The following is a 13387-nucleotide window of genomic DNA, read 5'->3' as shown; positions in this document are numbered from 1 at the left end:
ATTATCAATTGCGACGCTTTTATCGATTATTGTGTAATAGTTACAGGACATAGTGCGATTGGTGTACTTTTAGTTCTACATCATGTTTTTTGAAACAATAGTTACACCGACAGAGTATTTATGAAGTAGAAATGAACTGTGCTCGATAATTCCCTGGCGTATAATTTGTCCAGCCTTTAAACGCTCTAATAAAGGCACCTGTTTCGGTAAATCCTACTTTTTCTGCGATATTAGCAATTGTATAGTTTGGCTGATATAAGCAGTATATGGCCAAGTCCCGACGAATATCATCCTTTATCTGTTGATATGTACAGCCTTCTAGCTTAAGTTTCTGTCGCAAGGTTTTAGGCACCATACTTAATTGTGTGGCGACATCTTCAAAATTAGGAAAATCAGAATCTAGATGTCCTTCAATGAGCTGTTTGACTTTAGTGGTGTAGTTATCCTCTGCAACAGGGTTTAGTAAGATGTTCATGGGGGTCACCGCGACATAATCATTAAATTCTAAAGTGTTTCTTACAATAGAATGTGACAAATAATCACTAGTGAAACGTATGGCCAGTTTGTTTGCACTAAACTTTTTGGGGCAGGAAAATAGACGTGCATACTCCACTTTATGTACAGGAGTCGGAAAGTCAAATTCAACCTGCTGTAGTTCTAATTGTTGGCCTATCAGCCAACAGCAAAAACGGTGAAAAGAGACCATAAGAAAATCAGCAAGCATGTGATGGGAGTCTAGAGAGGGATCAATTAATTTGATTTCAATTTCACTCTCGTCGTCGCCAATCGTGAGATTTAGCGTAAAACCATGCTCAACATAATTGTAAAAACCGACTAATAGCTTTAATGCCCCTTCTAAATTTTCAGAGCCAATAGCTAGCGAACCTGCATAATAAAAAGCGCCGTTCGGCAAAGGCTTATAACCAAAGCCCATATTTTCATCTTTAAGTACCTTCCAAACGTAACGATTGATAGCAGCATAAACCGCAAATGATACCCGAGTAGATGAATCCGATAACATGTCTTGCGTTATACCAAATTTTGTTAGCAGTAAATCTGCATTCTTGCCGTGTTGTTTTAAGCCACTGAGTAATGCATTGATATAATGAATTGTAATGGTTCTATCATTCATGTGATGGTTGGTGCCAGAAACTACAAGGCCTACATCTTAGCCTAATTAATTGGTTATTTAAAAACATAGATAGGATTAAGTCGTGTTCCAGTCTGAACTGTTAAATATTTGATATTGGCTTTCACAACACGCTTGACCAGCAAATATTATTAGATTTTTGAAATAGAGTGCTTATTTTGCCTCAACTGGTGATAACCAATCTTTAGACGTAGAGCTTATCCTACGCTTGAAAACTCCATGCAATAAAGCGGCTAACTTTTTGTCCTTGCGCCATTTTTACTACTTTACTTTGTGTGACGTTTTGCTTCTTCAATGCTAACTTCAAAGGACTAACGTTATCTTTTTGCGAAATAAGGCAAGTAAACCATGTGACTTGATGTCCATACTTACGGCTTTCTTTGATCATGTTTCGAACAAAAGTCCGCTCGCCACCTTGACACCAAAGCTCTGCTTCTTGCCCGCCGAAATTAAGAGCCGCTTTGGTTTCTTTTCCTGTGCTGATGTTGCCTTTTGCTTTGTTTAAGTTTGCCCACTTCTGGCTATTTCCTTGCATTGCTTTGGCTAACGACTGATGAAAGGGAGGATTGCACATGGTCAAATCAAATGTTTCATCTGGTTTAACAATACCATCAAATATCTTGCTTGGTGCCGATTGTAGTCGGCATTCAATTTGATTTTCTGCAATTTTGTTTTTGGTCAAAATAGATTGAGCGTTACTGATCGATTTTGGATCGATATCTGTAGCAACAAATGACCACCCGTAACTTCGATACCCTAAAAGAGGGTATATACAACTTGCTCCTGTGCCGATATCCAATACTCTTACGTTCTTGCTGTCGTTTAACGAATTTAGCAAGTCAGCAATATAATGAACGTAATCGACTCGGCCAGGGATCGGTGGGCATAAATTCTCTTGGGGAATATGCCAATTATCAATTTGGTAAAAATGAGCAAGCAGTGCCTGATTTAACGTTCTTACCGCTTGAAGATCAGAAAAATCAATGGTTTTTGATTGATATTTATTAAGGTATACGTAGGGCTTTAACGACGGTAGTGTTTTACACAGAGCTTTAAAGTCGTAACCCCTTTTATGCTGGTTACGAGGATGAAGTTGATGTTTTACCGTCATTGCTAATTTGAGCCTACACTATAAAATTTAATCGTGATTCTTCCAGATTTCTTCTGGCGTGAGTTTCAATACTTTTCGCTCAGATTTAGGCTTTTCAATCTTTTTAGCTTTTGGATTGACATAAGGTGTGCTTGCTTTAGGACGTGCTGTATTGTCATGACGAGGCTTACTGGATTCGTTATAGTTCGACTTTTTATGTTGTTGCTTTGCACTTGCAGGCTCTTTTTTGGCGACGCGATATTTGTTCTGCAAAGCGTTCATAAAATTACGCATAATTTGTGCTTTACAGACACGGTAATGCTTATGATCGGATTTTCTGAAAAAAGCGCTTAACTCAGGCTTACTGATAGTGACATTGACAGATGACAGCAACTCGATAATGTCTTCGGCTTTTAAGTTCAACGCAATTTTGAGTTTAGTTAAGATGATATTGTAGTTTAACGTTGTTTCAGGTTGCGGTTTATTCCCTTCTTTAGCGCCACGTTTTTCTGTGATAAAACCGTTGAGAAAGGTTGCCAGGGTGATGTCAGCCATTTCTTTATAACCTTCATCCTCTTCTTTTTTTAGCCATGCACTGACTTCTGCACGAGTGACCATAGCATCAGCTAGTTTAAAAATGTTAATCATTTTATTGTCGTTGTAGTTAAAGCTATAACGTAAGCGGCGTAAAATATCGTTATTGGTCACAAAGGATCCTTGGTAAAAATGTCATCTAGGCGATATAACTGATGCGTTATTCGCTGCAAAATAATCTCGCTATTTTATCAAAAAATATTGTGGTTAGGGGCTTTTGGTGCAAATAAAATTAATTAGGGTCTACTGATAAGTGAAACACACAGTGCCATCGAATCGTCTTGTACAGTCTAATATTCCAATTTAAACACCTAAGAATCAATTCAGCATTGAAAATTTATTGATCTGTGATTAAGTTTTGTAAGACTATTGCTTGTTTCTTTGTTCAATACGGGTAAACTGCCGCGTCTTTTTTAACTGTGTGTTCGAGCCGCATTTTGACCTTTGATTCTTACCTTATTTATCTCAGTATTTCTTGTATCGCTTCTGTTAGTGTTGGTCCATCAGTACTACTTGCGGCCAGTAATGGTTTGAACTTTGGCGGCCGTAAAGCACTTGCTGGTGTTGTTGGGCATGTGACATCTGTATTCATGCTAGCATTAGCCTCGGTAGTGGGGGTGAGTGCGTTATTGGTTAGTTCTGAGCTACTTTTCACCATTGTGAAGTACATCGGCGTAGGCTATCTAGCTTATATTGGCGTAGCGATATGGAAAAGCAAAGGCAATTGGGCGATCTCAACGGATTATCAAGACATGCCGTCAAGCTTGAGTTTATTTCGTAAAAGTTTTGTGTTGGGTATTACGAACCCTAAAGGTTTGGTCTTCTTTACCGCTCTTTTTCCACAATTCATTCAACCTGATGCGCCGCTGTTACCACAATTTGCGTTGCTTGCAGGTACTAGTTTAACTAATGCGTTCTTGTTTACATCTGCATATGCATTGCTTGGCTGTAAGTTTAAAAGACGATTAACGCCTTTAATTAGTAAAGGCTGGATTTCTAAAATAACAGGGAGTTTGTTTCTATCATTTGCTTCTGCATTAGCATTAATGAAGTAAAGATAAAAAGGAAGTTTTTTTCGAAATAGTTTAGCTAGATGGGAAAATAAAATGAATTGGCCATTGTTTGTTAACAATTGACCAACTCATTCAACTCAGGACAGATTAGAATTGGTAGTTGTACTCAATTCTGTGTTCGCCGTCTTTGTAGTTAACTTCGTCTGAGAAGTTAGCAAAGTAACGAACATTGCTGCGCGGGTTAATTTGATAACTTAGTGCGACTTCGTGCAATAAAATATCGCTATTCCCCATACCATATGCATTATCTTTGTAAAAATCTGAGCCAGATAAAGAGCTTAAGAACATTGGGTTATAGTTGAACCAAATATTGTCTGTGATAGTTACTTTACTGTACATACCAGCAACAGTGTATGTACCTGTCATTGAATAACCTTCGTCAATGACTTTTTCGCCGTTTTCAATGCTATCGATAGCATCGTTTTGAATAGTGACACCAGCACCTAAAATTGGGAAGAACTGCACTCGGCCCCATTTAGGTAACGCTTGGATAAAGCTGTATGATGCGTTTGCGGTATCTGTTTCAATGTCGTAAGCAATATCTATTTGATTACCTCGGCCGTTAGTCATATCTACTTTAAAGTTACGGAAACGGAACGAGTCAATTGAATTGTCTTCTTCAACAATTTGAGAAAAACCAATGTCTTCACCAAGGAAGCCTTTTAACTCAACAATGTTCATTGCCATAGTGTTTTCTACACCTGGATCATATGACTTACCATATTTGATGTTAAGCCCTCGATCAGTGTAACCAACACCGAATTGAGAGAACACGGCAAGAGGATCTGACATGTCTTGTAATTCTTTTTCCTCTGCTGTATCAGCAGCGAACGCTGTTTGTGATACAAGAGCAGCTACAAGAGCAGGCAATATTACTTTTAAACTTGAGTTTTTCATAAATTACTCCAATACGATTTGTTCATATTTTTTGAATTGATGAAATCTTACTCCTCAAGTTCAGTATTTACTGTTGAAATTATTAGTTAAATTGTGCTGATTTGTAACTAAGGTGTTATGTTGTAATCAGTGTTATTAGTTGTAATGGGGACAGAGAGTTTAACGACTCAATGCGAGTTAAAATTCACTATAAATTTATGAAACGCGTGTTATAAAGGTGATACTTTAAGGCTGTTATTGATGTTTTTAGCCGTAATTAAGTTCAATGGTGATTGGTTTACACGCAACCATTTAGCCATGCGGTATGTTATTTGTAACTACTTTTTGCAAAATTCATCCTGTAATACCAAGATGATTTTCATTGCTACCGGATTTTCGACGCGATAGTAAATTGTTTGAGATTCACGTCTTGTTGAAACGAATCCATCTTGACGCAATCGAGCTAAATGCTGAGAAAGACTCGATTGGCTTAAGTCTATTAACTTATTCAATTCAGTAACGGATAATTCATTTTCACCTAAATGGCAAAGTATCATGAGGCGACTTTCGTTACTTAATGCTTTCAGCAAAGCAGCAGCCCGCTTAGCGTTGTCCTTAATGTTCTCAAAATCAATGACGTTAGTACTCATAAAACTACTTTTTAATCCCAATACATAAAATAGAATTATATATTAGACATTCCTAATGTAATTGTCTATATTAGTGAACATATATTACGTTTATCTAATTTAGTGGTTGTTAATGTTATGGCGCTAAAGTTAATTGGGGACTTCAACTTGATATCAGCACAAGGTCAAACTCGCTACGAGAAACTATTAACGTGGGCATTCGTGCAGCCTAAGTTTATCTATTCAATTATTTCTGTACTCGTATTAATCGCCTTACTGATGATTCCAAGCATCAAAATTGATACTGATCCTGAAAACATGCTTAGCTCTGACGCATATGCAAGGGTGTTTCATCAACAAACAAAGCAAAATTTCGCCATGAGAGACATGATAGTTGTCGGTATTGTCAGCGAAAAAGACATTTTTACATTAGATAATTTGACGGTGATTGGAGACTTAGCTGCTCAAATAGAAGAGATAGACGGGGTTGTTAAGGAGGATTTATTGTCGTTAACGACGGTTGATAACATTACTCAGTTTATTGATGCTCAGGGCAATGCTTCCGGAATACGGTTTGAATATTTGATGAAGCAAGCGCCAGAATCAACAACAGAAGTGGAAAATGTGCGCAACGCGGTAGCACGACTCCCACTGTTGAATAACACATTAGTCGCAAGCGATCACAGAGCAATCGCTATTTATGTACCAATAGTATCTAAGGATTTGTCGTATGATATAGGCGAACAAATAAGAACATTTATTAGCGATATTAAAGCCATACATAAAACAAAAATATCGTCTCAATCGTTAGCCTTTCACATCACGGGTTTACCGATTGCAGAAGATCAGTTTGGCGTTGAGATGTTTGTTCAAATGGGCGTTGCCGCTCCTTTAGCTGGGCTCGTGATCGTTGCCTTGTTGTGGTATTTCTTTCGCAGTGTTCCTTTACTCATCGCCCCGATGATTGTCGCCATGGCGACAGTTATTATTATCATGGGGGGATTGATAGGTATGGGCTTTACTGTGCATATTATGTCGTCAATGATCGCTATCTTTCTAATGCCGATCGCTGTGGTTGATTCTGTGCATATTCTTTCGGAGTTTTCCGATAGACATAATAAATCGGTTGATTTGAAAACAACTATTGCGCAGGTGATGAGTCATTTATACAAGCCTATGCTGTTAACGTCAGTAACTTCAGCTGTTGGTTTTTTCTCTCTGATGTTAACACCGATTCCACCGGTACAAATTTTTGGCGCGTTTATTGGTAGTGGTATTTTACTGGCTTTTGCTCTGACGATTATCTTTGTACCTGTCTATTTGTCTCGGTTGTCCCCGAATGAAGTTGAAAAGCTACATTTGGTGAAAGAGCGCCTTGCGGCGACAGGAAAGCTAACCAAGATGCTGGCCAAACTTGGTCATTTTGCAACAAACAAAGGTACAATTATTTTTCCGGTGTATGTTGTCTTATTTATAGCTGGCGTTTTGGGAATCAAACAGATTGAGATTAATGACAACCCAATAAACTGGTTTAAAGCGAACCATGAAATTCGCATTGCCGACGAGGCATTAAACGCACATTTTGCAGGCACTTATGATGCATGGTTCGTACTAGATGGTGCTTCAATACAAGATAACCGTGCTGTCGATAACTTTGTTGCCGAACTTAATGCTATTAAAGCTAAAGGGCTGAACATTGAATCGATTGAGCCCTACATTGAGCAAAGCAAAGCGAGTTCTTCGTCATTCTTCTCTCAAGAATTACTGGTATTGCTTGATGATTTAGCTTTTGACAGTGAAGATATATATGCCATGGATATCAACAAATTGGTGGCTGTGGCGGATAGGGCATTTAATGCAAGCCAAATTTTTACTCAGCCTGACGTTTTACTCTGGATGTCGAGTTTTCAAAACGCCATGATTCAAAGCGGTTTGGTTGGTAAAGCCAATACGTTAAATGACATCATTAAAACCGTGAACCGAGAGCTAAAATCCGGCACAGAACAAGATTTCAACATACCTCAAACTAAAGCTGGAGTTGCGCAAGCTTTATTGCAATACCAGTCTTCTCATCGACCACAAGATTTATGGCACTTTGTCAGCAAAGACTTTCAGCAAAGTCTGATGTGGCTGCAAATGACCAGCGGTGATAACCAGCACACCTCCAAAGTCGTGGATTGGGTTGCGCAATATGTTAAAAATAATCCTGCGCCGGTTGAGCTTGATTTTCATTGGGCAGGCAAGTCCTATCTCAATATTGTCTGGCAAGATGCGATGGTAAGCGGCATGGCAGATAGCTTAGTGTCAAGTTTTGTTATTGTTTTTCTCATGATGACGATATTGTTTCGCTCGATAAAATACGGCGTACTTGCGATGTTACCCCTGACATTCACCATCACCATGATTTATGGCTTGATTGGTTGGCTCGGCAAAGCATACGACATGCCCATTGCTGTACTCTCGGCACTGACGCTTGGCTTATCTATCGATTTTGCCATTCATTTCTTACAGCGAGCACGAACATTAATTGACGAAATGGGTGATGTGTACTCCGCTATGTCATTGATGTTTAAGGAGCCCGCTACCGCGATTACGAGAAATGCCATTGTTATCGCTCTTGGTTTCACGCCATTGCTTTTTTCACCTTTAGTGCCTTATATCACCGTTGGTTTTTTTCTCGCGAGCATCATGGCGTTATCTGCATTAGTGACATTAATTTTATTACCGGCGTTACTTATTTTACTTAGTAAGAAAACGTCTGTGGTTAGTTCGTAACTAGTGCTTTTCTATACTTAGGATCCTTATTATGTTCAATCAAATAAAAAGATATTTGCTGGCTTTCGTTGCGGTTAACTTAATCGCGCCAATGCATACCATGGCACAAGAGTTAACCAATGCTGATGAAATTATAATGCAGGCAAACTTAGTGTCATATTACGCGGGTGATGATGGTAGTGCACAAGCACGTATGATTATTGTTGATGCTCGTGGTAACAAGCAAATGCGCCAGTTCACTATCTTAAGGAAAGACATCGAAGATCTTGGTGATCAAAATATGCTGGTGTTCTTTTCTCGCCCGACCGACGTTAAAGGCACCGTATTTCATGTGACGAAGAAGGTGAAATCAGAAGATGATCGCTGGTTGTATTTACCAGCGCTTGATTTAGTAAAACGTATATCTGCAGGCGATAAGCGTACTTCGTTTGTAGGCTCACATTTTTATTATGAAGACGTTTCTGGTCGTAATCCACGAGAAGACAATTACACACTTTTAGCTGAGCAAAGCACCGGTGATTTTTATGTTGTTAAAGGGGAACCGAAAGACCCTACAACTGTTGAATTTGCTTACATGGTAGCGAAAATCGACAAGATAACTTCGTTGCCAATGGAAGTGACTTATTTTGATAAAAATGACAATAAGATCCGTAAAATGGAAGTGCTTAAAACAAAAGACGTACAGGGCTTTACCACTGTTATACATTCAAAAATTACTCAGTTTTCTGACAACAGTTATACCGAGATGCAGTTTAGGAAGGTGAAGTATGATGCCGGTTTACCCGATAGTATTTTTGCTGAGCGTAGCTTGCGTAATCCGCCCAAAGCTTGGTTAAAGTAGAGCTAGCTCATGTTTATTAAAGTGTATGTGGTAATAAGTTTTTGGTTGATTGGAAGCATAACTTCATTTGTTCAAGCCCAAAACCAAATCATTCAAGAAAATGGTACAGCCCAAACGCTAATATTCACTTCCGGTTTTAATGAAGGGACTGAAGACGATAATTGGGGCAATAACTGGGATGATGAGGAAGAAAGAAGTTGGCGTGTCAGCGGTTTTGTTGAAGGTGCATTGGGGCAATTCTCACAAGACAATGTGGTCGAGTCTGAGCAATCGTTATCAGAAATAAGAGCAAGAATTGATGTTAATTATAGTCATCAAAAATTCGAACTAGTCGCCAGTGCTGATGTGCTTTTTGATGATGTCTTAAATGATAATGCCTGGCATACCAGAGAGCTTTTTGTCAGTTTCAGCCCATTATCAGCGTTAGATTTAAAAGTCGGCCGGCAAGTGATGACTTGGGGAACAGGTGACTATCTATTTTTGAATGATTTATTCCCTAAAGACTGGCAGTCCTTTTTCAGCGGCCGTGATGATGAATACCTCAAAGCGCCTGCTGATAGTGTTAGAGCGACGGCTTACATTAATAATTTTAGTGTAGATATTGCTTTGACCCCTAAATTTACCGCAGATAATTATATCAATGGTGAGCGTTTTTCTTTTTATTCGCCGATTAACGAGCTTAACGGAAATACAGAGCCAGAGCACTTTCCTGTAGAAAGTAGGGACAATAGTCAATTTTCTATGCGCATTTCAACGACCAAATCGGGTATTGAATATACAGTATATGGTTATCAAGGCTATTGGTCGAATCCTGTGGGCATTCATCTCAATGGAGAACATCAAGGAAAGGCATTTTTCCCTAAAATGAACTCATATGGCGCAAGCGTTAGACTCCCTATTGCTAAAGGATTATTGAATGTTGAAAGCGCTGTATACAACAGTGTTGAGGACAGTGATGGAGACAAGGCCAATATACCAAACAATCAGGTTAAGCTACTGGTGGGTTATGAACAAGAGTTAGTTAAAAACCTTACGGGTGCAGTGCAATACTACGTTGAACACATGCAAGATTATGCAAACTATGAGAAAAGTACTTACTTTGCTGAGCAAATTATCGACCAAAATCGTCAAATTCTAACGGCGCGTTTGACACATAGGGCAATTCATCAAAAGCTTGTCAGTTCATTGTTTGTTTTTTACTCGCCAAGCGATCATGACGGTTATATTAAGCCGATGCTCAGCTATCGTCAAAATGACCATTGGAATTATAGCCTAGGTGCAAATTTATTTTGGGGGCAGGAAGAATATACCTTCTTTGGTCAACATCAAGAAAATAGCAATTATTGGCTACGAGTAAAGTTTAACTATTAAAATTAATATAGGAAGAGGTTATTATGAAATTACATGACGCAGTTTTTAGATTTGCAGGTGTTATGGTGTTGTTGTCAGTCCTGCTAACGTACTATGTTCACGGCAATTTTGTTTGGTTTACTGTGTTTGTTGGAGCTAACTTGCTACAGTATTCTTTCTCTGGATTTTGCCCAGCAGCAATCGTTTTTAAAAAAATGGGCTTTAAGCCATAACTAACGTGAAATTAAACTTAAAATAAGGCGAAGTAAATGCTAAAAAAAATCCCAGAATTAGTCAAAGAGGCAAGAGTGTCACTTAACGTCATTACCGCCAAAGAAGCTGCGATAAAAGTAAAAGAAGTCAACGGGCTTGTTTTAGATGTTAGAGAAATGATTGAAGTAGACAAAAAGCCTGTGCAAGGCGTGATAAATATTCCACGAGGGATATTGGAACCACAAATGCTACAACGCTTCCCCGATGAAAATTTGCCTTTATTTCTTCATTGTGCCTCCGGCGTTCGAGCCACTTTTTCAGCGGAGCAGTTAACACGTGTAGGCTATAAAAATGTTACAGTGATTAGCTGCTCCATCGATGATGTGTGCCAAGCATTTGCCTAAGTACACAACTTAACTCAGAGCGTTTGTTTTTGTAATAGATATGCCGAAACGTAAAAGGGAATTACCTCATTAACAATGTATTTAGAATTCCAAAGTTAACCTCTATTCAGTTAGTGATGGCGTTGCGTTCAGCGTCTATCATCATGCAAACAGCGTTGGTGTTGTTTGTTACCTTCGTGCTTGAGTATGAATTGCCTGTATTGGCCATGTTTGGTGTGATCGTCGCAGAATTCATATTTAATTCCCTTTGGTATGTGTACTATCGCCGCGGTAATGTTGAACGCAAAAGCCACCTCGTGACTCAGTTGATTGCAGATGTCTTATTCTTAGGTGGTTTATTGTATTTTAGCGGTGGTGCCACCAATGCCTTTATATCATTATTGCTCATTCCAATTGCCATTGCGGCAGTAGCCTTGCCTATTCGCGGATTAATGTTTGTTGCAATAAGCGCCATAGCGACATACAGCTTTCTACTCTGGTTGATGCCGATGCATGTGATGCACGGTAATATGGAGGCACATTTTATTGGTATGTGGCTGAACTTCTTACTTTCTACAGTAGTGGTTGCCATTGTAGTAAATCAAATGGCGAATATTATCAACCGCAGAGAATTAACCATTGCCAAATACCGTGAAGAGCAGCTCAAGCAAGAGCGTATCATTGCGCTTGGTGTTGCCTCAGCGCAAGTAACCCATGACCTTGCAACACCGATTGCGTCTTTAGCATTAATGTTTGATGAAATAAAAGAAGATAATGCTATTGACCGGGGTTTACTAGGAGACTTTGAGCAGCAACTTAAAAGATGTTCTGATAAATTACACGCTTTTCGTCAAATGTCAGAAGACATTAAAATGAATAAGCGCGTCACTTATTCATGTGCTCAAGTCTTCAAACAAATTACCCGTCATTGTCAGCTAAACTACCCACAAGTTGAATTTCGTTTTTCAGAGCAGGTAAACCAAGGAGAGATTACTGCTGATGGCTCATTAGTTCCTGCGGTTGTTAATGTGATAAATAATGCTGTTGTTGCTTCAAACGCGTTGCAAAGTAATCAAGTAGACATTGCCAGTATCGAGGTTAATGAACAATGGAAGTTGGTCATTCGAGATTTTGGTAATGGCTTCAAAACGGAGCAATTTGCTCAACTAGGCAGCGTACCACAGCCAAGTGATAGAGGCTTTGGTATGGCTATATTATTGAGTAATGCCAGTTTAGAGCGATTAGATGGGAAGCTTGAACTCACCAACCACCAGCATGGCGGTGCTCAAGTGGTAATGACATTGCCATTAAACATGGTTAAGTAGCGGTTTAAACACATAACAATCAGAGAATAAATGACTAAAAATGAAAGTGTTAATAATTGAAGATGATGCAGTATTTTCAGCTTCGTTACGGCGTCGTTTGAAAAAACATGGCTATCAGTGCCTGCAGACGGATAACTGCAGTGACGCATTGCTGCATAGTCGCCAATATCTGCCTGACATTATTTTGCTTGATATGCACCTTGATGGTGATAGTGGCCTGAAAATCATTGCGCCTATGCGTAATATTTTACCTAAAGCTAAAATTATTTTATTGACCGGTTATGCGAGTATCGCAACTGCAGTTGAGGCGATTAAATTAGGTGCTGACGATTATTTGGCAAAACCCATAGACACACAAACATTGATAAGTGCAATGTCAGGCAGTGCCAAGACAACTATTGTCCAAGAGCAACAAGCCACCTTATCTTCAGAGCAAATTGAATGGGAGCATATTCAGCAGGTACTGAAATTTAATGATGGTAATGTTTCAGCAGCAGCAAGGCAGTTGTCGATGCATCGTCGTACACTGCAACGTAAACTTAAAAAACGTCCTAGCTTTCAATCCAATTCAATTTAAACTCACTCAAAAAAACTTAACGCATGCGTATGATTCGTTTGGCAAAAAAAAGCCCCGTCTGGTTAGTGTCGGGGCAAAGCACATGATTTGTGAATTAACATTTTATGGTGGTCATTAAACATTAACTCATTCAAATTTTATAAGCGGTTTGGCAAATGAGTGTAACCAACTTATGATTTTATTATCCTGCCTATTATTTCATTCAGCAAAGGTTAAGTTTCAAAGTGCGACAATTTGCCGCAGTTAACAAGAAGAGCTGCTGAGATTTTAGGTCAAAGCCTTAACATAAATATACAAACGAACGGAACTGTGTGGTTTTTGTTCAATGGTGCTGGGATTCGCAGGCATTTTGAGTAATCATTACGTTTATTTACAACAAAGCGTTAATGGTGAGTGGTCACATCGTATATAGTGACGCTATTTACGAGTAATTAACAACTAGGTTTTAGTCAATTTAATGAATCAAGTGTTCAAAAAGGCCGTTATAGTCTTGGTAAGTCTCCAATTAACA

Annotated in this window: 13 protein-coding genes; 8 read left to right on the top strand and 5 right to left on the bottom strand. The window is 38.9% G+C overall.

Features of this window, described 5'->3' with window-relative positions:
• Positions 1-118: 118 nt before the first annotated feature.
• The 3 genes from QUE03_RS11475 to QUE03_RS11465 form a co-directional block, all read right to left on the bottom strand.
• Entirely contained in the window at positions 119-1132 is a 1014-nt protein-coding gene (locus tag QUE03_RS11475; RefSeq protein WP_286261550.1) for an AraC family transcriptional regulator, read from the bottom strand.
• Positions 1133-1352: 220 nt separating this feature from the next.
• Positions 1353-2261 carry a 23S rRNA (adenine(1618)-N(6))-methyltransferase RlmF gene (gene rlmF / locus QUE03_RS11470; RefSeq protein ID WP_286261548.1) on the bottom strand — a complete coding sequence of 303 codons (909 nt, stop codon included), beginning with the start codon at positions 2259-2261 and terminating at the stop codon, positions 1353-1355.
• Between the two features lie 27 nt (positions 2262-2288).
• Positions 2289-2948, bottom strand: coding sequence for a YehS family protein (locus QUE03_RS11465; RefSeq protein ID WP_350227386.1), 660 nt, complete (start codon positions 2946-2948; stop codon positions 2289-2291).
• Between the two features lie 323 nt (positions 2949-3271).
• Between QUE03_RS11465 and QUE03_RS11460 the strand changes: the two genes are divergently transcribed.
• Positions 3272-3889: a LysE family translocator gene (locus QUE03_RS11460; RefSeq protein WP_286261547.1), complete on the top strand. Its 618-nt coding sequence runs from the start codon at positions 3272-3274 to the stop codon at positions 3887-3889.
• Positions 3890-3994: 105 nt separating this feature from the next.
• Here the strand turns inward: QUE03_RS11460 and QUE03_RS11455 are convergent, their stop codons facing one another.
• Entirely contained in the window at positions 3995-4804 is an 810-nt protein-coding gene (locus QUE03_RS11455) for a hypothetical protein (RefSeq protein ID WP_286261545.1), read from the bottom strand.
• Positions 4805-5121: 317 nt separating this feature from the next.
• Positions 5122-5433, bottom strand: coding sequence for an ArsR/SmtB family transcription factor (locus tag QUE03_RS11450; RefSeq protein ID WP_286261543.1), 312 nt, complete (start codon positions 5431-5433; stop codon positions 5122-5124).
• Between the two features lie 117 nt (positions 5434-5550).
• On the opposite strand from QUE03_RS11450, the gene QUE03_RS11445 reads away from it, so the two are divergent.
• The 7 genes from QUE03_RS11445 (at position 5551) to QUE03_RS11415 (ending at position 12876) form a co-directional block, all read left to right on the top strand.
• The gene (locus QUE03_RS11445) at positions 5551-8187 is read left to right on the top strand and encodes an efflux RND transporter permease subunit (protein WP_286261541.1); all 2637 of its coding nucleotides are present in this window, start codon (positions 5551-5553) and stop codon (positions 8185-8187) included.
• A 31-nt stretch (positions 8188-8218) separates the two neighbouring features.
• Positions 8219-9028 carry an outer membrane lipoprotein-sorting protein gene (locus QUE03_RS11440; protein WP_286261539.1) on the top strand — a complete coding sequence of 270 codons (810 nt, stop codon included), beginning with the start codon at positions 8219-8221 and terminating at the stop codon, positions 9026-9028.
• 9 nt (positions 9029-9037) lie between these two features.
• Complete coding sequence (locus tag QUE03_RS11435) at positions 9038-10399, top strand: hypothetical protein (RefSeq protein WP_286261537.1); 1362 nt, start codon at positions 9038-9040, stop codon at positions 10397-10399.
• 23 nt (positions 10400-10422) lie between these two features.
• Entirely contained in the window at positions 10423-10611 is a 189-nt protein-coding gene (locus QUE03_RS11430) for a YgaP family membrane protein (protein ID WP_286261535.1), read from the top strand.
• 36 nt (positions 10612-10647) lie between these two features.
• Positions 10648-10995, top strand: coding sequence for a rhodanese-like domain-containing protein (locus tag QUE03_RS11425; protein WP_286261534.1), 348 nt, complete (start codon positions 10648-10650; stop codon positions 10993-10995).
• A 116-nt stretch (positions 10996-11111) separates the two neighbouring features.
• Positions 11112-12299 (top strand): ATP-binding protein, encoded by a 1188-nt coding sequence (locus QUE03_RS11420; protein WP_286261532.1) that lies wholly within the window; start codon positions 11112-11114, stop codon positions 12297-12299.
• A 40-nt stretch (positions 12300-12339) separates the two neighbouring features.
• Positions 12340-12876, top strand: a complete 537-nt coding sequence (locus QUE03_RS11415; RefSeq protein ID WP_286261530.1) for a response regulator transcription factor — start codon at positions 12340-12342, stop codon at positions 12874-12876.
• Positions 12877-13387 lie beyond the last annotated feature (511 nt).

This window comes from Thalassotalea atypica, from assembly GCF_030295975.1.
GTDB classification, from domain to species: Bacteria; Pseudomonadota; Gammaproteobacteria; order Enterobacterales; family Alteromonadaceae; genus Thalassotalea_F; species Thalassotalea_F atypica.
Note: the sequence above shows the minus strand (reverse complement) of the source record. Positions and strands in the feature narration are given on the sequence as shown.